At 72.4% G+C, this 22,421-nt stretch carries 21 protein-coding genes; 10 read left to right on the forward strand and 11 right to left on the reverse strand.

Going from position 1 to position 22,421, the window contains the following annotated elements; all coding sequences use genetic code 11:
* Positions 1–2: 2 nt before the first annotated feature.
* A complete protein-coding gene (locus IO39_RS25500) occupies positions 3–689 on the reverse strand; it encodes an MSMEG_4193 family putative phosphomutase (protein WP_043628306.1) in 687 nt (228 codons plus the stop codon).
* A 64-nt stretch (positions 690–753) separates the two neighbouring features.
* Between IO39_RS25500 and IO39_RS25505 the strand changes: the two genes are divergently transcribed.
* Positions 754–1,701 (forward strand): aldo/keto reductase, encoded by a 948-nt coding sequence (locus IO39_RS25505; RefSeq protein ID WP_043627997.1) that lies wholly within the window; start codon positions 754–756, stop codon positions 1,699–1,701.
* Positions 1,702–1,888: 187 nt separating this feature from the next.
* The gene (locus tag IO39_RS25510) at positions 1,889–2,767 is read left to right on the forward strand and encodes a hypothetical protein (RefSeq protein WP_157548888.1); all 879 of its coding nucleotides are present in this window, start codon (positions 1,889–1,891) and stop codon (positions 2,765–2,767) included.
* A 148-nt stretch (positions 2,768–2,915) separates the two neighbouring features.
* On the opposite strand, the gene fabI is transcribed toward IO39_RS25510, so the two are convergent.
* The gene (gene fabI, locus IO39_RS25515) at positions 2,916–3,680 is read right to left on the reverse strand and encodes an enoyl-ACP reductase FabI (RefSeq protein WP_043628000.1); all 765 of its coding nucleotides are present in this window, start codon (positions 3,678–3,680) and stop codon (positions 2,916–2,918) included.
* 1 nt (position 3,681) lies between these two features.
* Positions 3,682–4,377 carry a beta-ketoacyl-ACP reductase gene (locus IO39_RS25520; RefSeq protein ID WP_043628002.1) on the reverse strand — a complete coding sequence of 232 codons (696 nt, stop codon included), beginning with the start codon at positions 4,375–4,377 and terminating at the stop codon, positions 3,682–3,684.
* 77 nt (positions 4,378–4,454) lie between these two features.
* Here IO39_RS25520 and IO39_RS25525 point away from each other — a divergent pair, with 77 nt between their 5' ends.
* Both IO39_RS25525 and IO39_RS25530 read left to right on the forward strand, forming a co-directional pair.
* Positions 4,455–5,948: a TldD/PmbA family protein gene (locus tag IO39_RS25525; RefSeq protein ID WP_043628005.1), complete on the forward strand. Its 1,494-nt coding sequence runs from the start codon at positions 4,455–4,457 to the stop codon at positions 5,946–5,948.
* Positions 5,949–5,959: 11 nt separating this feature from the next.
* The gene (locus tag IO39_RS25530) at positions 5,960–7,321 is read left to right on the forward strand and encodes a metallopeptidase TldD-related protein (protein ID WP_043628007.1); all 1,362 of its coding nucleotides are present in this window, start codon (positions 5,960–5,962) and stop codon (positions 7,319–7,321) included.
* Between the two features lie 171 nt (positions 7,322–7,492).
* On the opposite strand, the gene IO39_RS25535 is transcribed toward IO39_RS25530, so the two are convergent.
* Complete coding sequence (locus IO39_RS25535; protein ID WP_043628308.1) at positions 7,493–7,705, reverse strand: dodecin; 213 nt, start codon at positions 7,703–7,705, stop codon at positions 7,493–7,495.
* A gap of 99 nt (positions 7,706–7,804) precedes the next feature.
* On the opposite strand from IO39_RS25535, the gene IO39_RS25540 reads away from it, so the two are divergent.
* Positions 7,805–8,119, forward strand: a complete 315-nt coding sequence (locus IO39_RS25540) for a DUF3099 domain-containing protein (protein WP_043628010.1) — start codon at positions 7,805–7,807, stop codon at positions 8,117–8,119.
* 302 nt (positions 8,120–8,421) lie between these two features.
* Here IO39_RS25540 and IO39_RS25545 read toward each other — a convergent pair whose 3' ends face one another.
* The 3 genes from IO39_RS25545 to IO39_RS25555 all read right to left on the reverse strand — a co-directional run bounded on the left by IO39_RS25545 (position 8,422) and on the right by IO39_RS25555 (position 10,896).
* Entirely contained in the window at positions 8,422–9,246 is an 825-nt protein-coding gene (locus tag IO39_RS25545) for an NTP transferase domain-containing protein (protein WP_043628012.1), read from the reverse strand.
* 86 nt (positions 9,247–9,332) lie between these two features.
* Positions 9,333–10,322: a GTP 3',8-cyclase MoaA gene (moaA, locus tag IO39_RS25550; RefSeq protein WP_245642222.1), complete on the reverse strand. Its 990-nt coding sequence runs from the start codon at positions 10,320–10,322 to the stop codon at positions 9,333–9,335.
* 181 nt (positions 10,323–10,503) lie between these two features.
* A complete protein-coding gene (locus tag IO39_RS25555; protein ID WP_245642224.1) occupies positions 10,504–10,896 on the reverse strand; it encodes a winged helix-turn-helix transcriptional regulator in 393 nt (130 codons plus the stop codon).
* A gap of 168 nt (positions 10,897–11,064) precedes the next feature.
* Between IO39_RS25555 and IO39_RS25560 the strand changes: the two genes are divergently transcribed.
* Entirely contained in the window at positions 11,065–11,778 is a 714-nt protein-coding gene (locus IO39_RS25560; RefSeq protein WP_211267160.1) for an NAD(P)-dependent oxidoreductase, read from the forward strand.
* A 157-nt stretch (positions 11,779–11,935) separates the two neighbouring features.
* Here IO39_RS25560 and IO39_RS25565 read toward each other — a convergent pair whose 3' ends face one another.
* The 3 genes from IO39_RS25565 to IO39_RS25580 all read right to left on the reverse strand — a co-directional run bounded on the left by IO39_RS25565 (position 11,936) and on the right by IO39_RS25580 (position 16,108).
* The gene (locus IO39_RS25565) at positions 11,936–12,433 is read right to left on the reverse strand and encodes a hypothetical protein (protein ID WP_157548890.1); all 498 of its coding nucleotides are present in this window, start codon (positions 12,431–12,433) and stop codon (positions 11,936–11,938) included.
* Positions 12,434–12,581: 148 nt separating this feature from the next.
* Positions 12,582–13,463, reverse strand: a complete 882-nt coding sequence (locus IO39_RS25570; protein ID WP_043628018.1) for a hypothetical protein — start codon at positions 13,461–13,463, stop codon at positions 12,582–12,584.
* A 785-nt stretch (positions 13,464–14,248) separates the two neighbouring features.
* A complete protein-coding gene (locus IO39_RS25580) occupies positions 14,249–16,108 on the reverse strand; it encodes an AMP-dependent synthetase/ligase (RefSeq protein WP_043628020.1) in 1,860 nt (619 codons plus the stop codon).
* A gap of 147 nt (positions 16,109–16,255) precedes the next feature.
* Here IO39_RS25580 and IO39_RS25585 point away from each other — a divergent pair, with 147 nt between their 5' ends.
* Positions 16,256–17,737, forward strand: coding sequence for a peptide MFS transporter (locus tag IO39_RS25585; protein WP_084773480.1), 1,482 nt, complete (start codon positions 16,256–16,258; stop codon positions 17,735–17,737).
* Between the two features lie 11 nt (positions 17,738–17,748).
* Positions 17,749–18,357, forward strand: coding sequence for a trimeric intracellular cation channel family protein (locus tag IO39_RS25590; RefSeq protein WP_052423359.1), 609 nt, complete (start codon positions 17,749–17,751; stop codon positions 18,355–18,357).
* 21 nt (positions 18,358–18,378) lie between these two features.
* Here IO39_RS25590 and yczR read toward each other — a convergent pair whose 3' ends face one another.
* A complete protein-coding gene (yczR, locus tag IO39_RS25595) occupies positions 18,379–19,800 on the reverse strand; it encodes a MocR-like transcription factor YczR (protein ID WP_245642226.1) in 1,422 nt (473 codons plus the stop codon).
* Positions 19,801–19,872: 72 nt separating this feature from the next.
* On the opposite strand from yczR, the gene yczE reads away from it, so the two are divergent.
* Together yczE and IO39_RS25605 are read left to right on the forward strand one after the other, a co-directional pair.
* Complete coding sequence (gene yczE / locus IO39_RS25600; protein ID WP_052423361.1) at positions 19,873–20,475, forward strand: membrane protein YczE; 603 nt, start codon at positions 19,873–19,875, stop codon at positions 20,473–20,475.
* Between the two features lie 79 nt (positions 20,476–20,554).
* A complete protein-coding gene (locus IO39_RS25605) occupies positions 20,555–22,324 on the forward strand; it encodes a glycoside hydrolase family 15 protein (RefSeq protein ID WP_043628025.1) in 1,770 nt (589 codons plus the stop codon).
* Positions 22,325–22,421 lie beyond the last annotated feature (97 nt).

The following is a 22,421-nucleotide window of genomic DNA, read 5'->3' on the forward strand; positions in this document are numbered from 1 at the left end:
CCTTACGTGGTTCCGGGTCCGCCGCCGACGGCGGCATCGCTCCCGGTGATGTTTTCTCCCCCGTCTTTCTCCTCCGAATCCTCGGGAAGCCGCAATTCCCCCATATCGTTGACTCTGAGAACAAAGGGACGCAAGGGGGCATAGCGCACCACTGTGACGGCCGCCGGATCAGCCGTAATCCGCTGAAACTGATCGAGGTGAAGGCCCAGCGCGTCCGCGACGATCGCCTTGATCACGTCGCCGTGGCTGCAAACCAGGTAGGAAGCCTTCTCCCCCAGGCGTTGATTCCACTCCCGGACGGCCGAGACCGCACGATGCTGCATTTCCGTCAGCGACTCCCCTTCCGGAAATGTCACCGCGCTGGGGTGCGCCTGCACGACCCGCCACAGGGGCTCCTTGGCGAGCTCCGAGAGCGGCCGGCCGGTCCACTCTCCGTAGCCGCACTCGATGAAGCGTTCATCGGTGCGCACCTCCAGCCCGCGGCCCGCGGCGACCGCTTGCGCCGTTTCCTGGCAGCGCTCCAGCGGGCTGGAGACAATGGCGTCGAGCCTGACGCCCGCGATGCGCCCGGCGAGCGCGGCCGCCTGCGCCCTGCCCGCCTCGCTCAGATGCACCCCCGGGGTACGGCCGGCCAGCACCGGCCCTGTGAGGTCCGTCAGCCCGTGCCGGACCAGAAGCAGCGTGGTCATCCCGCAAGTGTCGCAGGCGTCGATCACGACGTTTCATCGGCCTGGACGGTAACCTGGCGGGATCATGGAGCAGCGCTATGTCGGCCACAGCGGCCTGTCGGTGTCCCGGCTGGGGCTCGGCACGATGACCTGGGGGCGTGACACCGACGCGGACGAAGCCGCCGCCCAGCTGCGCACCTTCCTCGACGCGGGCGGCACCCTCGTCGACACGGCCGACGTCTACACCGGCGGCGACGCCGAGCGGCTGCTGGGGCGGATGCTGCGCGACTCGGTGCCGCGCTCCGAGCTGGTCATCTCCACCAAGGCCGTGGTCACCCCGACCGGCCGCCGCCCGCGCGACGCCTCCAGGCGCCACCTGATCGCCGCCGTCGACGACTCGCTCAACCGGCTCGGGCTCGACTACGTCGACCTGTGGCAGCTGCACACCTACGACGCCGAGGTGCCCCTGGAGGAGACCCTGGGCGCTCTCGACGCGATCGTCTCCTCCGGCCGGGCGGTCTACGCGGGCGTCTGCGACTACGCCGGCTGGCAGCTCGCCGCCGCCGCCGTCACCCAGAAGACGGTGCCCGGCCGCATCCCGATCACCTCGGCGCAGGCCGAATACTCGCTGCTGGCCCGCGAGCCCGAGCGCGAGCTGCTGCCCGCCGCCGCCCACCTCGGGGTGGGGGTGCTGGCCTGGTCGCCGCTGGGGCGGGGGGTGCTGACGGGCAAATACCGCACCGGCATCCCCGCCGACTCGCGCGCCGCGACGCCGCACTTCGCCGACTTCGTCCGCCCCTACCTCGACGAGCGCAGCCGCCGGGTCGTGGAGTCCGTCATGACCGCCGCCGACGGGCTGGGCGTGTCACCGCTGGCCGTGGCGCTGTCGTGGGTGCGCGACCAGCCGGGGGTGGCCGCGGCCATCGTGGGGGCGCGCACCCACGCGCAGCTCAAGGGCGTGCTCACGGCGGAGGACGTCGTGCTGCCGATAGAGATCCGAGAGGCCCTCGATGACGTGTCGTCGCTCGACTGACCGGCGGGGCCCCGGCGGCCGGGCGCGGCGGGACGGTCCCGGCCCGCGGCGGCTGGAGGAGGGGGAACCAGAAGTTCTCTCGCGTATCACTAGTCGATACCGAATCGCAACTTTACCTGTCAAACGCCTGCGTCTGACGCTCGATGTCCATAAGGATTTCCCCCGGAAGCGACGCAGGAGGGGACGGATGGGGAGCAGGACCGCGATCTCGGCTGGAGTTCTCGCGGTGGCGCTGGCGGCCGTCCCGGTGGCGGCGCCCGCGGCGTCGGCCGCCGTACAGGACTGCACGCGCGGCGGCGGCCTGCTCTCGGGGGTGACGGACGCGCTGTGCGAGGTCGTCGACGTGGTCACGGGCACGGTCGACACCCTGACCGGCGGCACGACCGAGAAGGTGACCGGCGGGCTCGACAAGGCCACCGACGAGGTGCTCGGCCGGGTCGGCGAGGCGGTGCCGACCACCAGGTCCTCCCCCGGGCGGCCGACCCTGCCGGCGCCGTCCCGGAGCACGACGCCCAAGACGCCGCAGCCGGGCCGGACGGGGCTGGTCCCCGACACGCTCGGGGACGTCTGCCTGCCCGTGCTGGCCTGCGAGGACCAGCGCGTGATGGGCCGGCAGTCGCCGTCGGCCACGTCCTCGCCCGCGTCGTCGGCGGGCGCGCGCACGGGGCGGGGCTGGGTCAACTCTCCCGCCCCCGCCCCCACCGCCACCGCCACCGCCACCGCCACCGCGCCGCGCACCACCCGCCCGGAGAGCACGCCGCAGCTCGTGGACACCGGCCGGCCCGTGCCGGAGAAGCGGACCGCGCACGCGGAAGAGCCCAGGGTGGACCTGTTGTGGCCCAACCCGTTCGCGCACGAGCTGGCCGTGCCGATGCAGGACCAGCGCGTGGTGCGGCCCAGCCCGCCGGCCTCAGACGTGCTGGGGACGGTGCTGACCATCGCGCTGCTCGGGTCGGCGGTGCTGGCCACGCGCATCGTGCAGCAGCGCCGCCAGCGCTCGGAGCCCTCGGAGTCGATCCCGTTCGAGCCCGCCCGCGCCGGCAACAGCCGCCACCGCCTGGCCTGACCCCTGCCCGCGAGGCAGGGGCCGGGCGCGGGTCGCCGGGCGCCGGTCGCGCGCGAGGCCGGCGCGCCGCAGGCCGGGCGGACGGTGCGGTGCAGGCCGGGCCGACGGTGGGTGCAGGCCGGGCCGACGGTGCGGTGCGGGCGGGGCGTCAGGCGCCGATGGCGTGGACGCCGCCGTCGACGTGCACGATGTCGCCCGTGGTCGCGGGGAACCAGTCGGACAGCAGGGCCACGCACGCCCTGGCCGCCGGGACGGTGTCGGACAGGTCCCAGCCCAGCGGGGCCTTGTCGGGCCAGCTGTCCTCGAACTCCTTGAAGCCCGGGATCGACTTGGCCGCCATCGTGCGCAGCGGGCCCGCCGCCACCAGGTTGACCCGGATGTTGTGCTTGCCCAGGTCGCGGGCGAGGTAGCGGTTGCAGGACTCGAGCCCGGCCTTGGCCACGCCCATCCAGTCGTAGACGGGCCACGCCTTGGAGGCGTCGAAGTCGAGCCCGACCACCGCGCCGCCCTCCTTCATGAGGGGCAGGCAGGCCACGGCCAGCGACTTGTAGGAGTAGGTCGACACCTGCAGCGCCGTGGCGACGTCTTCCCACGGGGTGTTGAGGAAGTTGCCCCCGAGCGCGCTCTGCGGGGCGAAGCCGATGGAGTGCACGACGCCGTCGAGGCCGTCGACGTGCTCGCCCACGCGGGCGGCGAGGGTGTCGAGGTGCTCGTTGTTCTGCACGTCGAGCTCCAGCACCGGCGCCGGCGCGGGCAGCCGCCTGGCGATGCGCTCCACCAGGCTGAGCCGGCCGAAGCCGGTCAGCACGACGGTGGCGCCCTCCTCCTGGGCCAGCTTGGCCACGGAGAACGCGATGGAGGCGTCGGTCAGCACCCCGGTGACGAGGATCCGCTTGCCTTCGAGAATGCCCACGTCAGTGCCCCATTCCGAGTCCGCCGTCGACCGGGATCACGGCCCCGGTGATGTAGGAGGCGTCGTCGCTCGCCAGGAAGCGCACGACGCGCGCGATCTCCTCGGGGGCCGCCTGCCGCCCGAGGGGGATGTTGGCGGTGATCGCCTCCTTGTCGAGCTCGGCCGTCATGTCGGTGGCGACGAAGCCGGGCGAGACGACGTTGACCGTGATGTTGCGCGAGCCGTATTCGCGCGCCAGGGAGCGGGCGAAGCCCACCAGGCCGGCCTTGGAGGCGGCGTAGTTGGCCTGACCGGCCTGGCCGCTGAGGCCGACGACGGAGGAGATGAGGACGATCCGGCCGCGCTTGAGCCGCATCATGGGCCGGATGGCCCGCTTGGCCACGCGGTAGGCGCCGGTGAGGTTGGCGTCGATGACGTCGGTGAAGGTCTCTTCCTTCATCATCGCCAGCAGCGTGTCCTTGGTGATGCCGGCGTTGGAGACGAGCACCTCGACCGGGCCGTGCTCGGCCTCGACCTTGTCGAACGCGGCCTCGACGTCGGCCGTGCTGGTGACGTCGCAGCGCACGCCGAACAGGCCCTCGGGCGGCTCCCCCGATCGGTAGGTGACCGCGACGGCGTCGCCCGCCGCGGTGAGTTCACGGGCGATCGCGAGGCCTATGCCGCGATTGCCCCCGGTGACGAGTACAGAGCGTGCCATGAGAACTGACGCTATCTCCTACCCGCCGGTATCGGCTTGTCCGGGTGGCACAAGATCACAGGGTTAGGATCGTGGACATGCGCCAGATCGACCCCGACTTCCTGGAGCTGCCGCTGCGGCAGCTGGCGGACGCCGCCCTGCAACGTGCCCGTGACCTGGGCGCCGAGCACGCCGACTTCCGCCTCGAACGTGTCAGGGCCGAGACCCTGAACCTCTACGACGCCCGCCTCGAAGGCGCCATGGACGCCGACGACCTCGGATACGCCGTACGTGTCGTCAAGGGCGGCACGTGGGGGTTCGCCGCCGGCATCCACCTGACGCCGGAGGCCGCCGCGGCGGTGGCCGAGCAGGCGGTGCGGGTGGCGGAGGTGAGCGCCCCGATCAACAGGGAGCCGATCGAGCTGGCCCCCGAGCCGGTCCACGCCGGGGCGGTGTGGGTGTCGGCCTACGACGTCGACCCGTTCGAGGTGCCCTCGGCCGACAAGGTCGGCCTGCTGGCCGAGTGGTCGGCCGGGCTACTGAAGGGCGCCGACCACGTCTCGGCGCGGCTGCTCCAGGTCAAGGAGCAGAAGTTCTACGCCGACACGGCCGGCACGGTGACCACGCAGCAGCGGGTGCGGGTGCATCCCACGCTCAACGCCATGAAGGCGACCGAGAACGGCTTCGACGACATGTCGACGATCGCGCCGCCGGTCGGCCGCGGCTACGAATACCTGACCGGCACCGGCTGGGACTGGCAGGGCGAGCTGGCCAGGCTGCCCGAGCTGCTGGCGGAGAAGCTGGCCGCGCCGTCGGTCGAGGCCGGCGACTACGACCTGGTGATCGACCCGTCCAACCTGTGGCTGACCATCCACGAGTCGATCGGCCACGCCACCGAGCTGGACCGGGCGCTGGGCTACGAGGCGGCCTACGCCGGCACCAGCTTCGCCACCTTCGACCAGCTCGGCGAGCTGGTCTACGGCTCGCCGCTGATGAACGTGACCGGCGACCGCACGGTCACGCACGGCCTGGCCACGATCGGCTACGACGACGAGGGCGTGCAGGGGCAGAGTTTCGACATCGTCAAGGACGGCATCCTGGTCGGCTACCAGCTCGACCGGCGGATGGCGCTGATGAAGGGGCTCGGGCGCTCCAACGGGTGCGCCTTCGCCGACTCGCCGGGCCACATGCCGATCCAGCGCATGGCCAACGTGTCGCTGGCCGCCGCGCCCGGCGGGCCCGCCACCGAGGAGCTGATCTCGGGCGTCGAGCGGGGCCTCTACATCGTGGGCGACAAGAGCTGGTCGATCGACATGCAGCGCTACAACTTCCAGTTCACCGGGCAGCGCGCGTACAAGATCACCAACGGCCGGCTCGACGGGCAGGTCAGGGACTTCGCCTACCAGGCGACCACGACGGACTTCTGGCAGTCCATGGAGGCGGTCGGCGGGCCGGAGACCTACGTGCTCGGCGGCGCGTTCAACTGCGGCAAGGGGCAGCCGGGGCAGGTCGCGCCGGTCAGTCACGGATGCCCGTCGGCGCTGTTCAGGGGCGTGCGCATCCTCAACACCGTGCAGGAGGGCGGGAAGTGACACCTCAGGAGATGGTGGAGAGGGCTCTGCAGCTCTCCGGCAACGACGGCTGCGTGGTGCTCGTGGACGAGGGGTCCACGGCCAACCTGCGCTTCGCGGGCAACACGCTGACCACCAACGGCGTCGCCCGCTCGGCCCGGCTGACCGTGATCTCGATCGCGGGGCAGGGCGTGGGGGTGGTGTCGCGGGCCGCCGTACGCGACGAGCAGCTCGCCGACGTGGTGGCGGCGGCCGACGCGGCGGCCCGCGCGGCCCGGCCGGCCGAGGACGCCCGCCCGCTGGTCGAGGCCGGCGAGGCGTCCCCGCACTGGGCCGAGGAGGTGCGGCCGACCGACATCGGGGTGTTCGAGGGGTTCGCGCCCGCGCTGGGCGAGGCGTTCGCGGCGGCGGAGGCGGGCGGCAGGAAGCTGTACGGGTTCGCCGAGCACTCGCTGACCTCCACCTTCCTCGGCACCTCGACCGGCGTGCGGCTGCGCCACGACCAGCCGACCGGCCGGCTGGAGCTGAACGCCAAGTCCGGCGACCTGAAGCGCTCGGCGTGGACCGGCGTGTCCACCCGCGACTTCGCCGACGTCGACGTGGCCGCGCTCGGTTCCACGCTGGCGCAGCGGCTGGAGTGGGCCAAGACCCGCGTCGACCTGCCGGCGGGCCGCTACGAGACGCTGCTGCCGCCGAGCGCGGTGGCCGACCTGATGATCTACCTGGTCTGGTCGGCGGGGGCGCGTGACGCGCTCGACGGGCGTTCGGTGTTCGCCAGGCCCGGCGGGGGCACGCGGGTGGGCGACCAGCTCGCCACGCTGCCCCTCTCGCTGTCCAGCGACCCGGGCGCGGCGGGCATCGGGTGCGCGCCGTTCGTGACCGCGCACTCCTCCGGCAGGGAGAGCTCGGTGTTCGACAACGGGCTGCCGCTGGGGCGTACCGACTGGATCAGGGACGGCCGGCTGGAGGCGCTGCTGCAGACCCGCTACTCCGCCGAGCTGAGCGGGCTGCCCGTGACGCCGGCCATCGACAACCTGATCATGTCGGGGCCGGCCGGCGGGCGGGCGCCGTCGCTGGAGGAGATGATCGCCTCCACCGAGCGCGGCCTGCTGCTGACCTGCCTGTGGTACATCCGCGAGGTCGATCCGCAGACCCTGCTCCTGACCGGGCTGACCAGGGACGGCGTCTATCTGGTCGAGCATGGCGAGGTCGTGGGGGAGGTCAACAACTTCCGCTTCAACGAGAGCCCCGTCGATCTGCTGGGGCGCATCACCGAGGTGGGCGCGGGCGCGCAGACGCTGCCGCGCGAGTGGAGCGACTACTTCCAGCGGGCGATCATGCCGCCGGTACGGGTGCCCGACTTCAACATGTCCACGGTCAGCCAGGCGAGCTGACCGCCACGCCCTGAGGGGCCGCCGCTCTTTCACGGGCGGAGGCCCCTCAAGGCGTTCCCGGACGCGGGGAGGCCGGGGCGTGGCCGGCGCGGAGAGGGCCGCTGAGGGGTTCGCGGGGCGCGCGGCGGACCGTGGCCCCCGCCGGGGCCGCCACCGCCCCGCGTGGCCGCCTCAGGCGTCCTCGAGGCGGAAGCCCACCTTCATGCCGACCTGGAAGTGCGCGACCTCTCCCGCGTCGAGGTGCCCGCGGATCTCCGTCACCTCGAACCAGTCGAGGTGCCGCAGCGTCTGCGAGGCCCTCCTGAGGCCGTTGCGGATGGCCTGGTCGACGCTCTCCCCAGACGTTCCGACTATTTCGGTGACCCGGTACGTTCGATCCGTCATCTCCACATCCTCCTTACTAGAAGGCCATGATCGCATGACCCCTCTCCCCCTGCCGGGCTGCCGTCGCCACCTCGGCCCCCTGGGGCTACGGTGGAAGATATGAAGGGGTGGCGCAGGAAACCAGACGTCCACCAGGTCACGGACGCCAGGCCGTCGCTGAGCTCGGACATCCGCAAGCGTGAGGTCTCTTACCTCATCAAGATGGGGATCCGGACGATCTGCCTGATCCTGGCGGTCGTGGTGCCGGTGCCGTGGCCGTACCGGCTGCTGTTCATCGCCGCCGCCGTCTTTTTGCCATACATAGCGGTAATCGGGGCCAATGAGAGGTCGAACGGTGCGCCTCCGCCTACCTTTCAGACCCCTGAAGCTAACCAAACCGAGATACCGCTGCATCGACGCGAGATCGGGTCGTGACTAAGTCTTGACGCATCCCATGGGTTGTAGGTGTACGCTTTAGCCAAGCGCTCCGGTCCCCCGTCGGAGTGCTGGTGCCGGCGTTCCGGGCCCCCGTCGGAACGCCGATGAAGCGACGCCGGGTGGTTTGCCCCCGTAACCACCCGGCGTCGCCCTTTTCCCGGCCATCTTTCGATCAGTGCGTGCCGGCCTCGCCGTCGGATAGGACGGCTTTCCCGAAATCGTTTACACTCGCCCCCGCCTCGATATTCACAGGAAATCTTCAGGCGGGGGGAGCTTGACTTCAAGAGTTCGTTCGAGTGTCAGCCGTCTGTCAGCGTCTCAGTAGTCGCCTGGCCCCAGTTCTTCGCCAATGTGGTCAATCGCGCCACGGCGTCCTCGGGGGCGGTTCCGGCCCCCTGGGCCAGGCCGAGCAGGTACGCCGTCAGCGGCGCGGCCGGCCTGGCGACCCCGTGGGCGACCTCCTTGGTCAGGTCGAGGATCTGGTCGCGGTCCACGCGGGCCGGGTCGATGCCCAGCTCCTCGCAGGCCAGGATGGTCCATTCGTGCAGCACGTTCATACGAGCCTCCTCCAGGTCGTCCATTGTGTCGCAGTCGAACCAGGGGCGTCCGGGCAACCTCAGCCGGGCGCGCACCAGGGGGGCGAGCAGGCCCTTGAGCGAGCGGCCCGGGTAGCCGGCGAGCGCGGCCTTCAGCTCGGCCGCCGGCCACGCGCCCGCCAGCCACTGCTCACGTCCCTCATCGTCCAGCAGCACGACGCCGCCGCCCGCGCGGCGCGCCGCGGCCAGCAGGGCGGTGACGTGCGCGGCGGTCATGAAGGGCAGGTCGCCGGCCAGCAGCGCCACCCAGGGGGCCGTCACCCGCGCCAGCCCGGCCGCCAGCGCCGGCACGGGGCCGCCGCCCGGCGGGTCCTCGCGCACGAACACCACTCCCGGCAGATCGCGCTCGGGACCGGCCACGACGGTTCTGCGGGCGCTGGCGACGGCCGCCAGCACGTGCTCCAGGAGCGACCTGCCGCCCACGGTGAGCCCGGGCTTGTCGGCCCCGCCCAACCGGCGCGCTTGCCCGCCGGCGAGTACGACGGCGTCGTAGACCGGCACGGGCCCGGCATCCCCGGACGAAGGCATGACGTCCTCCCGCGAAGAAACGGGCCCGGAAGAGTCGGCCGGGGCGGCGGGCCGGGGCGGGTCGGCGGGCATGCCGCGGGGTCGCGTCAGCCGCCGATGGCGGACATCGGGCGGGACGGCTGGAGGAATGACGGGTCGTCGATGCCGTGGCCGGCCCGTTTGCGGGACACGGCCGCCAGCCACCGCGCGGCCAGCTCCTCGTCGGAGGCCCCCGCGCGCAGCGCCGCCTTCAGGTCGGACTCCTCGGTGGCGAACAGGCAGTTGCGCACCTGGCCGTCGGCGGTGAGCCGCACCCGGTCGCACGCCCCGCAGAACGGCCGCGTCACCGAGCCGATCACACCGACCCGGGCGGGCCCGCCGTCGACGAGGAACCGCTCGGCCGGGGCGCTGCCGCGCTCCTCCAGGTCGTCGGGCGTGAGGTCGAAGGAGCCCGACAGGAGGCCGAGGATCTCGTCGGCGGTCACCATGTCCGCGCGGCTCCAGCCGTGCTGGGCGTCGAGGGGCATCTGCTCGATGAAGCGCAGCTCGTAGCCGTGGTCGAGGCACCAGCGCAGCAGCGGCACGGCCTCGTGGTCGTTGACGCCGCGCATCAGCACCGCGTTGACCTTGACCGGACGCAGGCCCGCGGCGTCGGCGGCGGCCAGGCCGGCGACCACGTCGGCGTGCCGGTCGCGGTGCGCCAGGCGCTTGAACGTGGCCGCGTCGAGCGTGTCGAGCGAGACGTTGACCCGGTCGAGCCCGGCGTCGGCCAGCGGCTGCGCGAGGCGGGCCAGGCCGATGCCGTTGGTGGTCAGGGAGACCTGCGGCCTGGGGGTCAGGGCGGTGGTGCGGGCGACGATGTCCACCAGCTCGCGGCGCAGGAGGGGCTCGCCGCCGGTGTAGCGCACCTCGGTGATGCCGAGCCGCTCGACGCCGATCGTCACCAGGCGGACGATCTCGTCGGCGGTGAGCAGCTTGGCGTTGGGGAGCCAGTCGAGGCCCTCGGGGGGCATGCAGTACGTACAGCGAAGATTGCACTTGTCCGTGAGGGACACCCGCAGATCCGTCGCCACCCGTCCGAACGAGTCTCGCAACACGGGCGTCACCTCCTGTTCCGTACGCCAGAGGGCCAGACTACGTCGGCTGTCCGCTCGCCCCCAAAATCCGCCACTTCACGCACGACAACACATTCTTCCCTAGATCGATTCCATGCTCCACGCATGCGGTCCGCCGCCTTTCCCGGCCCCGGTCCCGCCGCCGGGCCGGCGCGCCGCCCCGCTACGGGATGGCGGCGTGCCAGGCGTCGCGGGCGCGCATGAGGTCGGGCAGGTGCCTGCGGGACCACTCGCAGCCGGCGTTCATGGGTTCGAGCAGGCTGCGGCCGAGGCCGGTGAGCTCGTACTCGACGCGCGGCGGGATCTCGTCGTAGGCGGTGCGGGTGAGCAGGCCGTCGCGCTCCATGGCCCGCAGGGACTCGGTGAGCACCTTCGGGGTGATGCCGCGCAAGGGGATCTGGAGCTCGGTGAATCGGCGCGGCCCGGACTCCAGGCAGCGGATGATCTTCGCGGTCCACTTTCCGCCGAGACGGATCGGCGGGGAAACCGGCGGGCAGTCGGTGAACATGTGCGGGTCCAGCGGCTCGGGCATCCCGTCGGGGTAGGGCTCGCGCATTCCGCCATCGTAGGAGCCACCCGGCCGGCTCGTCATCTCGCGGGATGCCCTTCGTCCGGCCGGGAAGTCCCGGGGTGACTATCGTTGCGGGAACTGACACCTCCTCTTCTACCGTCTGCGGAGACGGCGGCCGGGAAGTCCGGCCGTCCGGAGCCGTGGAGGCGTGGTATGAGCAGGATCGTGGTGTTCGGGGCGGGTGGCCGGGCCGGGCTGAAGGTGGTCGCGGAGGCGGCCGGCCGTGGGCACGAGGTGACCGCCGTGGTGCGTGACCCGTCGAGGCATCCGGGTCTGCGGGGCCCGGGCGGGGGCGGTGAGCGGGCGGGCTCGGGCTCCGGGAACGGTGGGGACGGCGGCGGCTGGGGCGCGCGGGTGAAGGTGGTCGCCGGTGACGTGGCCGAGGCCGGGAGCGTGGCGGAGGTGGCGGCGGGGCACGACGTGGCGGTCCAGGTGGCGGCGCGGCTGGACATGCCGTCGGAGGAGTTCTACACGGCGGCCTCGCGGGCGCTGGTGGACGGGCTGGCGCGGGCAGGGGTGTCCCGCCTGGTGGCGCTGGGGATCGGCAGCCTGCTGGAGGTCTCCCCCGGCGTACGGCTCATCGACACGCCCGGGTTCCCCGCCGACGCGCGCGCCTTCTCGCTGGGGCACGCGGCGGAGCTCGGCGTGCTGGCGGAGTCGGCGCTGGACTGGGTGGTGATCGCGCCGCCGCCCGTGATGCTGGACGCCGAGGCGGCCAGGACCGGGCGGTACCGGTTCGGGGACGGGCGGGTGCCGGAGTCGCGTGAGGGCGAGCCGGCGTTCTCGTACGCGGACCTGGCGGTGGCACTCGTGGACGAGGTGGAGAACCCCCGGCACCACCGGGTCCAGGTCGCCGTCTCCTACTGATCGGCCACCCCGCTGATCGGCCACCCCGCTGATCGGCCACCCCGCTGATCGGCCACCCCGCTGATCGGCCACCCCGCTGATCGGCCACCCCGGCCCGGACATGGCGAACGCCCGGCCGGGGTGGCCGGGCGTTCGGGTGTGGCGGGTGGTGGTGCCGTCAGTGGTGGCGGTGACCGATGACCTTCACCCAGTCCTTGCCCTCCGAGGGGGCCAGGTGCCGGCTGCCCTCGAAGACCGCGCGCCACGTGCCCGACGAGCGGGCCGGCACCCTCAGGCCGAAGTAGCCCTTGCCGCTCGTGCGCACGGTGTCGACGTGCTCCCAGCGGCCGCTGTGGTCCGGCTGGAAGAGGATGACGACCCGCTTCCAGGCCAGGCGGTGCCAGTTCTCCTGCTTCTTGCAGTAGTCGGCGTGGTGGACCGAGACGAAACCGCTGATGTAGTCATCGTCGCACTGCACCGAGAGCTTGCCCTCGATGGTGAGGGGCTTGCCCCGCCAGGCGGGCTCGGGGTTCACATCGAGCTGGAGGCTGGTGTGACCGCCCGCGACATCCGGGTCGAGGCCCGGGTCGGCGAGCGCGGGCGAGGCGGCCGTGGCCACCATCGTCGCGCCCAGGGCAGCAGCCGCCAGACCGGCGGCCAGACGTCGCATCTTCAAAACCTCAAATCCTTCCCCGTCCGAAAACGCGCCCCCTAACGGGGCACGTCAACCAATGACGCGTAAGGGTAAGGAAAAGTTGCGACAAAGTTGATCACGATTCGGCAACGGCGGCGATTCAACGGTTTAACGGAACGCCTTATCTGTGCTATTGCACGATTTGTCGTACTTTAGAGACATTTGCGGCGTAGTGTCCCGTTCCGGGGAAACGAACGCGCCAGTAACCGCCCGTGCGGCCCTTGACCGTCCCGACGAACGCGCCCGCCGCGTCCGTCGTCGTCTCCCCGACCCTCGTCCAGGCCGAGGACGCGTCCGGACGCCAGAGCACCTCGAGCCGCTGCTTGCCGAACGGGCCGTAGTCGGTCAGGCCGCGCGGGTCCACCCGGGTCAGCGAGCCGCGCAGCCGTACGCCGTCCGCGCGGGCCGACTTCTCGGCCCGTACCGCCGAGAGCTTGGTCTCGCGCTTGAGCTCGAACGAGGCGTACTGCGTGACCGTGCGGCCGTTCGCGCCCTTGGCGGTGGCGGTGATCGTCCAGGTGCCGGCCGGGTAGAAGCGGTTGAGGCGCTTGTCGGGCAGGAAGCGCCAGGTCTGCCAGCCGTCCGGCGTGTCGGCCGCCATCCTGGCCGCGCCCGTGCCCAGCCGCCAGACCAGGCGCGGGGGCAGCGGGGTGCGGCCGTACGAGGAGACGCCGTCCTTGGGAGTGGCGGCGCCGGGCGGGCCCTGGCGCGGGTCCTCCGGGTGGGCCGGGCGCCGCGCGTGCTCCAGAGGCGCCGCGCCCATCCCGCCCGGCCCTGCCATCATGTCCGCCGGGCCCCTGCCCGGTTCCGTCGTGCCCCAGCTCGCCGTGTCCTCGGCCGGGAACGGCCGCGGGGCGGTGCCCGGTGACGGGGCCGAGCCCTGGGCCGCGGTGAGCGGCGCGGCCTGCCCGCCCATGTGCCCCGGGGTCTGCGCGGGAGCCAGGACGTTCCCCTGCGCGGGCTCCTGGGCCTGCCCGTGAGCGCCGGCCTGCCCCGGACCGTGGGCGGGCATCTGGATCTCTCCCTGGCCGGGCGCGTGCGCGGGCCGATGGTCGAGTCCCTGTCCAGGGCCTTGCCCGGGTCCTTGGTGGTGTCCCTGGTGGGGTCCTTGCCCAGGTCCGTGGTGAGGACCGTGATGGGGTCCCTGGTGGGGGCCTTGATGGGGTCCCTGGTAGGGGCCTTGGTCGGGGCCTTGGTCGGGCATGTGGGCGGGTGGCTCGTCGGGTGCGTGGGCCGGTGGACGGGCGGGGGGACGGGCCGGCGGGTTCGCCGGCGTGCCTGCCGAGGGCGGCTCCACCGGGCGGGTGACGATGGGCGGGTGGACGGGGGCGGCGTGCGCGGGCGGGGCGCCGGGTTCGACCTTGACGGTGACACCGTCCTTGCCTCGTACGCCCTTCGCGATCACGTCGATCACCAGGCGGACGGAGCCCTGCGCCCCGACGACGGGATCCGCGGGACGTACGGTGATGGCGCGGATGGCGGGCTCGGTCGCGGCGGAGGCAGCAGGCACGGGCACCGTGAGCGACCCCGCCGCGAGCGAGACGAGAAGAAAGCCTCTGGTCATGATCGAGACGGTAGGAACCGTCCGGTAATGACCAGGACCGCGACACACGCCACGAATGGCAAAGCCGGACCCGGCCGGACGAGACGCCCGCTCCACCACCCGGCCAGGCCCTCGCCGCACCCCGCGGGCCGCGCGAGGGGGGTGACCGAGCGGGACCGGGCGAGCGGGCCGCCTTCGCCCCGCGAGCCGCGCGGGCGGGCGGCCGGTCGGGCCGGGTCAGGGGTGCGGCGTCGTCACCTGGCCTGACCCGGCGAGGGCGGCTCGCCGTAGAGGCTCTCGATGACGTCGGCGTACTTGGTGTGGATGACGCGCCGTTTGAGCTTGAGGCTCGGGGTCAGTTCCTCGGTCTCGGCCGTCCACTCCACGCCCAGCAGCGCCCACCGCTTGACCTGCTGCACCCGGGCCAGCTTGGCGTTGGCGGCGTGCACCGCCGCCTCGACCTCCTTGAGCACCTCCGGGTGCTCGGCCAGCTCGGCGAGCGAGGTGAAGGCGATGCCGCGCGCCTGCGCCCAGCCGGGCGCGACCTCGGCGTCCAGGGTCAGGACGGCCACCGGGTGCGGCCGGTTGTCGCCGTAGGCAAGGGCCTGGCCGATGAGGTTGTGCTGCTTGAGGTGGTTCTCGATCTCGGCGGGTGAGATGTTCTCGCCGCCCGCGGTGATGATCAGCTCCTTCTTGCGGTCCACGACGCGGTAGAAGCCGTCCTCGTCCACGGTGCCGATGTCGCCGGTGTGCAGCCAGCCGTCGGCGTCGATGAGCTCGGCGGTGGCGTCGGGGCGGTTGAGGTAGCCGCGGGTGTTGAGCGGGCTGCGGGTGAGGATCTCGCCGTCCTCGGCGATGCGGATCTCGACGCCGGGCTCGGCCCTGCCGACGGTGCCCAGGCGGTAGCAGGCGGGGCTGTTGCCGGTGAAGGCGCCGGTCGTCTCGGTCATGCCGTACACGTCGATGACCTTGAGGCCGAGGCCGGCGAAGAAGTGCTGCACCTCGTCGGGGAGGGGGGCGGCGCCGGTGGCGGTCCACTCGGCGCGGTCGAAGCCGATCATGCCGCGGATGACGGACAGGAGCGAGGCGTCGGCCTTCTCGTAGGCGGTCCGGATCTCGGGGGTGACGGTGCGGCCGTACTGGCCGGCCTCGACGTAGGCGGCGCCGGCGGCCATGGCCTCGCGGACGGCGGCCTGCTGCTCCTCGGTCTGGGTGGCGAGCACGGCGAGCAGGCGGGCCATCATCTTCTCCCACACCCGGGGCACGCCGAAGAACATCATCGGCCTGACCTGGCCGAGGGTGGCGCCCAGGTTGGCCAGGTCGGTGCAGAAGTGCACGTGGGAGACCTTCACCAGGGGCAGGTAGAGGCTGAGGACGCGCTCGGCGATGTGCGCGTAGGTGAGGTAGGAGATCTGGGTGCCCAGCATGGGCAGCTCGGTGAGGCGGTCGGTGGCGGCGACCTCGTAGAAGATGTTCGTGTGGGTGAGGGGCACGCCCTTGGGAACGCCCGTGGTGCCGGAGGTGTAGAGCACGGTGGCGACGTCGCCGGGGGTGACCGCGGCGGCGCGGGCCTCGACCCCGGCCGGGTCGCCGGCCAGCCGCCGCCGGCCGAGGTCGAGGAAGTCGGCCCAGGTCATGAAGCGGTCTCCGACCGGGGCCCCCTCCAGCATGATGATCTTGCGCAGGCCGTCCAGGCGGTCGAGCACCGGCTCCCAGCGGGCCAGCTCGGCCGGGCCGCCGAGCACGGCGTAGCGGGCGCCGACGTCGCCGGCCACGAAGGCGATCTGGTCGGGGGCGAAGGTCGAGTAGACGGTGCAGCCGACGCCGCCGGCGTGCACCGCGCCGAGGTCGGCCAGCACGTGCTCGCTGCGGTTGACCATCATCAGCGCCACCGACTCGCCGGGCTCCAGCCCCAGCCCAGCGAAGGCGGCGGCGATCTCCAGCACCCGCTCCCGGGCCTGGCCGTAGGTCAGGGTGCGCCAGCCGTCGCCGTCGGGGTCGGAGTAGGCGGGGGCGTCCGCGTGCCGCTCGGCCGCCTGTTTGAGCTGCTCGCACACCGTACGGCCCACGATCTGCCGCTCGATCTCGGCCCGCACTTCGAGGACTTCGGCCATGGCACCCGCCTCCGGTCAGTGTTCACTTACACGAGTGACATGCATCGCACCACACCGCGCGGGTAGCGGCAAGGGCTTACGGAGAAAGACCTGCGTCTTTGCGTAGAGTGACGACAAGGACACGGATTGCGCTGGCGGGGGGCGTGCATGAGTGGTGGCGGCGGCAGGACGTTCTTCGGTCATCCCTGGGGCCTGGCCACCCTGTTCGGCACCGAGATGTGGGAGCGTTTCTCCTGGTACGGGCTGCGCGCGATCCTGGCCACGTTCATGGCGGCCTCGCCCGCCCAGCAGGGCCTGGGCCTGTCGCAGGAGACGTCGCAGGCGGTCGTGGGCGTCTACGGCGCGCTGATCTACCTGGTGGCGCTGCCGGGCGGGTGGATCGCGGACCGCATCCTGGGAGCGCGCCGGTCGGTGTTCTGGGGCGGGTTCGTCATCATGCTGGGGCACATCAGCATGGCGATCCCGGTGACGTCGCCGTTCTTCGTCTGGCTGGGGCTGCTGCTGATCATCACGGGCACGGGGCTGCTCAAGCCGAACATCTCGGTCATGGTCGGCCGGCTCTACCCGGAGGAGGACGACGGGCGCAGGGACGCCGGGTTCTCGCTGTTCTACCTGGGCATCAACCTGGGCGCATTCTTCGCGCCGCTGGTGGTGGGGTGGCTGGCCACGGGCAACCGCTGGCACCTGGGGTTCGGTGCGGCGGCGGTCGGCATGGCGCTGGGCCTGGTCCAGTACGTGCTCGGCGGCCGGAGCCTGCGCGGCGTCGGCGAGCGGCCCGGCATGCGGCTGTCGCGCCGGGAGCGCCGCCGCTTCGGCGGCCTGGTGGCGCTCGGCGTGGTGCTGGCGGCGCTCGCGGTGGGGGCGTGGGCGGCGACCGGCACGCTGACGATCGACCGGTTCACCGTGGCGCTCACGCTGGTCATCCTGATCGTGCCGGTCGTCTACTTCGGCTACATCATGTTCGGCAGCCACGACCTGAGCGAGGACGAGCGCATCCGGATGAAGGCCTACATCTGGCTGTTCATCGCGGCGGCGATCTTCTGGATGCTCTACGACCTGGCGCCGAGCAAGCTGCTGTTCTTCGCCCAGGACCACACCGACCTGTCGCTGTTCGGCGTGCCGATCACGCCGGCCACGACGCAGTCGTTCAACCCGCTGTTCATCATGATCTTCGTGCCGGTGTTCGCGGCGTTGTGGGTGAAGCTGGGCACGCGGGTGAGCACGCCGCAGAAGTTCTCGTTCGCGCTGGTCATGGTGGGGCTGAGCTTCGTGGTCATGGCGCTGGCCGCCGCGCTGGCCGGGACCGGGCGGGTCTCGGTGTGGTGGCTGGTGCTCGTCTACCTGATCCAGGTGTTCGGCGAGCTGTCGCTGAGCCCGGTCGGCCTGTCGGTCACGACCAAGCTGGCCCCCGAGGCGTTCAAGGGGCAGATGCTGGGCATCTGGTTCATCGCGGTGTCGGTGGGCGACGCGATCGGCGGGCAGACGGGGCGGCTCAACCGGGTGCTGTCGGAGCCGGTGTACTACCTGGTGCTGGCCGTGATGGCGATCGTGGCCGGGCTGGCGCTGCTGATGTTCACGCGGAAGCTGCGGGTGATGATGGCCGAACATCATGAGCCCGGCATGCGGTAGACATTCCGATCGTGTCTGAACTTCTCGACCTTGTCGGCATTTTCGTCTTCGCGCTGTCGGGCGCGCTCATGGGGGTCCGCAAACGGCTCGACGTGGTCGGGATGGGCGTGCTGGCCGAGATGACCGCGCTGGGCGGCGGCGTCGTGCGCGATCTCATCCTGAACGTGCGCCCCATCGCCTTCCAGAGCCTCGGCTACGTCCTGGTGCCGGTGGCCGCCACCGTGATCGTCTTCTTCTGGCACCCGCACGTGGCCCGGGTGATGCCGGCCATCCTGGTGCTGGACGCGGCCGGACTCGGGCTGTTCTGCGCCGTCGGCACCGAGAAGGCCATGGAGTACGGCCTCAGCCCCCTGCACGCGGCGCTGCTGGGGGTGACGACCGCCGTGGGCGGCGGCATGCTGCGCGACGTGCTGGCCGGGGAGATCCCCACGCTGCTGTACGACCGGCAGCTCTACGCCGTGCCGGCGCTGCTGGGCTCGGCGGTGATGGCGGGGCTGTCGTACCACGGGCTGCACGGGTGGCCCGCCACGCTGGCGGCGGCGCTGCTGGCCTTCGGGCTGCGCATCGCGGCGATGCGCCGCAACTGGCGCGCGCCGCTGGCCAGGGGCCTGAGCGAATGACCGGCGGGCCGCCGGGGACGGTCACAACATCGCGATGAGCGGGTCCGGGGGGCGGGCGGCGCCGGTGGGGCCGTGGTCGAGCGCGGCGCGCAGGCGGACGACCACGTCCGCCAGCAGGCCGGGCGGCTGGGTGTAGGGCAGGCGCAGGTAGCCCTCCAGCGCGCCCTCCAGGCCGAACCAGGGGCCGGGCGCGAGGCGTACACCGTGGGAGAGCGCGGCCTCGGCCAGCGGCGTCGAGCCGGCGCCGGCCAGCCGGACCCACAGCGAGCCGCCGCCGCGCGGCACCTCGAAGGCCCAGCCGGGCAGGTGCTCGCGCAGCCCCGACACCAGCGCGTCGCGTGAGGCGCGCAGCGTGCGGCGGCGCTCGGCGCGGGTCTCCTCCAGCCGGTCGAACAGCCGTGCCACCACGAGCTGCTCCAGCACCGGGCTGGCGATGTCCACCGTCGAGCGGAACGTGGACAGCCGGCGCGCCAGCGCGGCGGTGGCGCGGATCCAGCCGATGCGCAGCCCGCCCCACCACAGCTTGGAGGCCGAGCCGACGCTGATGACCCGGCTGTCGGTGTCGAAGGCGGCCGGCGGCGAGGTCCGCGGCACCTCCTCCAGGGCCAGCTCCGACCAGGTCTCGTCCACCAGCAGCAGGGTGCCGGCCCGCCGGGCGGCGCCCACGACGGCGGCGCGCACCGGGTCCTCCATGAGGGCGCCCGTCGGGTTCTGGAAGTCGGGCATCAGGTACGCCAGCCGCGCCCCCGACTGCCGCATCGCCCCGGCGACCAGGTCCGGCTGCCAGCCGTCGTGGGAGACGCCGACCGGCACGATGCGCGCCCCGCGGTGCCGGAACGCCTCGATGGCGTGCGGGTAGGTCGGCGACTCGACCACCACCGCGTCGCCCGGCCCGACGAGCAGGCCCGCGACGAGCTGGATGGCGTGCTGGGCGCCGCCGGTGACGACGATCTGCTCCGGCCGGGTGGCCACGCCCCTGGCGGTGTAGCGGGCGGCGATGCGCTCCCTGAGCTGCGGCAGGCCCATCGGGTCGTAGCCGTTGCCCATGCCATAGCGGGGCAGGTCCTCCACCGCCCGCGTCATGGCGGCGATCAGCAGCGCGGGGGCGGGCGGGGCGGCGGTGTTGAGCTGGATGAGGCCGTCGTCGTCGGTGCCGAGCCACGGGTTGTCGGGCGCCAGGGCCGGGTCGGGCAGGGCGGTCCAGCTGCCCGAGCCCTGCCGGCTCTCCAGGTAGCCGCGCTCGCGCAGCAGGTCGTAGGCGGCGGTGACGGTGGTGCGGCTGACCTTGAGCGTCTGGGCCAGGTCGCGTTCGGCGGGCATGCGGACGCGTACCGGGAGCTGGCCGTCCATGATCAGGCCGCGCACGCCGTCGGCGAGGGCCCGGTAGTACGGCCGCGCCGCCGGGTCGACGTCCACGAGCCGGGCCACCTGCATGGCTGACATATGCCGCATAAGGCCACTTTTCGCGATTGGCCCTGGTCTTGGCAAATCGGCGAATGCCAAGGTAGGCGCATCATGAGCGAAACGTCCGTCCCTCTGCCGAGCTCCCTGCCCGCCCGCCTCCTGCGCCTCTACGGCGGCCTGGCCCTGTACGGGCTCGGCATCGCCCTCCAGGTGGAGTCCGGGCTGGGCAACGGCCCGTGGGACGTCTTCCACCAGGGCCTCGGCCTGCACGTGGGCCTGTCCATCGGCACCGTCATCATCGTCGTGGGCGCCCTGGTGATGCTGTTGTGGATCCCGCTGAAGCAGAAGCCGGGCTTCGGCACCATCAGCAACGTGGTGTTCGTCGGGCTGTTCGCCGATGCGGGGATCTTCCTGCTGCCCTCCCCCGGCGTGCTGGCGCTCCAGGCGCTCTACGTGGCGCTGGCCGTCCTGTCGATCGCGCTGGCCACCGTGCTCTACATCGGGGCCGGCATGGGCGCGGGCCCCAGGGACGGCATCATGACCGGGCTGATGCGGCTCGGCCTGTCGGTGCGGCTCGCCCGCCTGCTCATCGAGGTGAGCGTGCTGATCGCCGGCTGGCTGCTGGGCGGCCTGGTGGGCGTGGGTACGCTGGTGTTCGCGCTGGCGATCGGGCCGCTGACCCAGCTGTTCGCCCGCTGGTTCCCCCTGACGTGATCCCGCGTGCCGGGACGGCATGACGCGACATGATCGGCCCGGACGCGGGATCACCCCCGATCCGAGTAGCGTCTAACCCATGCGGATCGAGGATTACGCCCTGATCGGGGACATGCAGTCGGCCGCGCTCGTGGCGCGGGACGGGTCGATCGACTGGCTCTGCCTGCCGAGGTTCGACTCGCCCGCGTGCTTCGCGGCGCTGCTCGGCGGCGAGCGCAACGGGCACTGGTGGCTGGGGCCCGTCGGCAGGAAACCGGCGACCAGGCGGCGCTACCGCCCCGACACGCTGGTCCTGGAGAGCGAGTGGGACACCCCCACGGGCACCGTCCGCGTGATCGACTTCATGCCGCCGCGCGACCGCAACCCCGACGTCGTGCGCATCGTGGAGGGCGTCTCCGGCGCCGTGGAGGTCTCCACCCAGCTGCGCGTCCGCTTCGACTACGGCCGCATCGTGCCGTGGGTGCGCCGCACGAACGGCCACCTCCAGGCCATCGGCGGGCCCGACTCGGTGTGGCTGCACTCCCCCGTGCCGCTCAAGGGCGGCGACTACGCCCACCGGGCGACCTTCACCGTCAAGGAGGGCGAGCGGCTGCCGTTCGTGTTCACCTGGCATCCCTCCCACGAGCCGATGCCGCCACAGATCGACTGCGAGGGCCAGCTCGCCGAGACCGAGGCGTTCTGGGCGGAGTGGGTGGGCAGGTGCACCTACACGGGCCCGCACCGCGAGGCGGTGGTCCGGTCGCTGATCACGCTCAAGGGCCTGACATACGCGCCGACCGGCGGCATCGTGGCGGCGCCCACCACGTCCCTGCCGGAGGACCTGGGCGGGGTGCGCAACTGGGACTACCGCTTCTGCTGGCTGCGCGACGCGACCCTGACGCTGGACGCGCTGATCAGCTCCGGCTACCTGGAGGAGGCCGCCGACTGGCGGGCGTGGCTGCTGCGCGCGATCGCCGGCCGGCCGCAGGACCTCCAGATCATGTACGGCGTCGCCGGCGAGCGCCGCCTGCCCGAGCTGCGCCTCGACTGGCTCGACGGCTACGAGGACTCCCGCCCGGTGCGCATCGGCAACGAGGCCGTCAAGCAGCTCCAGCTCGACGTCTACGGCGAGGTCATGAACTGCCTGTACGTCTCGCGCACCCGCGGCCTGTCCGCCGACGAGCGGGCCTGGACGATCCAGCGCCGCCTGCTCGACTACGTCGAGGAGCACTGGGACCAGCCCGACGAGGGGCTGTGGGAGGTGCGCGGGTCGCGCCGGCACTTCGTGCACTCCAAGGTGATGTGCTGGGTGGCGCTCGACCGGGCGGTCAAATACGTCGAGCGCTTCGGGCGCACCGGCCCGGTGGACAAGTGGCGCACGCTGCGCGACGTGATCCACGCGGAGATCTGCGAGCGGGGCTACGACCCGGAGCGCAACACGTTCACGCAGTCGTACGGGTCGTCGGAGCTGGACGCGGCGCTGCTCATGATCCCCATCGTGGGCTTCCTGCCCGCCGACGACCCGAGGGTGCTGGGCACGGTGGCGGCCATCGAGAAGGAGCTGATGTCCGACGGGTTCGTCCTGCGCTACCCGCTGGCCTCCGACAACGACGTGGACGGGCTGCCCGGCGGCGAGGGCGCGTTCCTGGCGTGCAGCTTCTGGCTGGTGGAGGTCATGGCGATGCAGGGGCGCAGGCAGGAGGCCGAGGACCTGTTCGAGCGGCTGCTGGCGCTGCGCAACGACGTGGGGCTGCTGGCGGAGGAGTACGACCCCCGCTACGGCCGGCTGGTGGGGAACTTCCCGCAGGCGTTCAGCCACGTGCCGCTGGTGCACGCCGCCCGCGCCCTGTCACAGGCGGCCACCCCGTAGCCCGCCCCGTTTCGCCCCCTCGCGCGCGGGCCGTCGTCACGTCACCGGCCCGGCCTCCGGCCGGGACGCCTTCACCACGCCGAGCCGCCTCACCCCG

The organism is Nonomuraea candida (genome assembly GCF_000725485.1).
Lineage (GTDB): Bacteria > Actinomycetota > Actinomycetes > Streptosporangiales > Streptosporangiaceae > Nonomuraea > Nonomuraea candida.

What these genes read in the sequence shown, in the direction of transcription:
- IO39_RS25560 (WP_211267160.1), top strand. Translation starts at nt 11,065, where the DNA reads ATGAGCAGGATCGTGGTGTTCGGGGCGGGTGGCCGGGCCGGGCTGAAG.
- IO39_RS25510 (WP_157548888.1), top strand. Translation starts at nt 1,889, where the DNA reads ATGGGGAGCAGGACCGCGATCTCGGCTGGAGTTCTCGCGGTGGCGCTG.
- IO39_RS25605 (WP_043628025.1), top strand. Translation starts at nt 20,555, where the DNA reads ATGCGGATCGAGGATTACGCCCTGATCGGGGACATGCAGTCGGCCGCG.
- IO39_RS25500 (WP_043628306.1), bottom strand. Translation starts at nt 689, where the DNA reads ATGACCACGCTGCTTCTGGTCCGGCACGGGCTGACGGACCTCACAGGG.
- IO39_RS25545 (WP_043628012.1), bottom strand. Translation starts at nt 9,246, where the DNA reads ATGCCTTCGTCCGGGGATGCCGGGCCCGTGCCGGTCTACGACGCCGTC.
- yczR (WP_245642226.1), bottom strand. Translation starts at nt 19,800, where the DNA reads ATGTCAGCCATGCAGGTGGCCCGGCTCGTGGACGTCGACCCGGCGGCG.
- IO39_RS25580 (WP_043628020.1), bottom strand. Translation starts at nt 16,108, where the DNA reads ATGGCCGAAGTCCTCGAAGTGCGGGCCGAGATCGAGCGGCAGATCGTG.
- IO39_RS25535 (WP_043628308.1), bottom strand. Translation starts at nt 7,705, where the DNA reads ATGACGGATCGAACGTACCGGGTCACCGAAATAGTCGGAACGTCTGGG.
- IO39_RS25555 (WP_245642224.1), bottom strand. Translation starts at nt 10,896, where the DNA reads ATGCGCGAGCCCTACCCCGACGGGATGCCCGAGCCGCTGGACCCGCAC.
- IO39_RS25530 (WP_043628007.1), top strand. Translation starts at nt 5,960, where the DNA reads ATGGTGGAGAGGGCTCTGCAGCTCTCCGGCAACGACGGCTGCGTGGTG.
- IO39_RS25570 (WP_043628018.1), bottom strand. Translation starts at nt 13,463, where the DNA reads ATGCCCGCCCACGGTCCGGGGCAGGCCGGCGCTCACGGGCAGGCCCAG.
- yczE (WP_052423361.1), top strand. Translation starts at nt 19,873, where the DNA reads ATGAGCGAAACGTCCGTCCCTCTGCCGAGCTCCCTGCCCGCCCGCCTC.
- IO39_RS25505 (WP_043627997.1), top strand. Translation starts at nt 754, where the DNA reads ATGGAGCAGCGCTATGTCGGCCACAGCGGCCTGTCGGTGTCCCGGCTG.
- IO39_RS25540 (WP_043628010.1), top strand. Translation starts at nt 7,805, where the DNA reads ATGAAGGGGTGGCGCAGGAAACCAGACGTCCACCAGGTCACGGACGCC.
- IO39_RS25525 (WP_043628005.1), top strand. Translation starts at nt 4,455, where the DNA reads ATGCGCCAGATCGACCCCGACTTCCTGGAGCTGCCGCTGCGGCAGCTG.
- IO39_RS25585 (WP_084773480.1), top strand. Translation starts at nt 16,256, where the DNA reads ATGAGTGGTGGCGGCGGCAGGACGTTCTTCGGTCATCCCTGGGGCCTG.
- IO39_RS25520 (WP_043628002.1), bottom strand. Translation starts at nt 4,377, where the DNA reads ATGGCACGCTCTGTACTCGTCACCGGGGGCAATCGCGGCATAGGCCTC.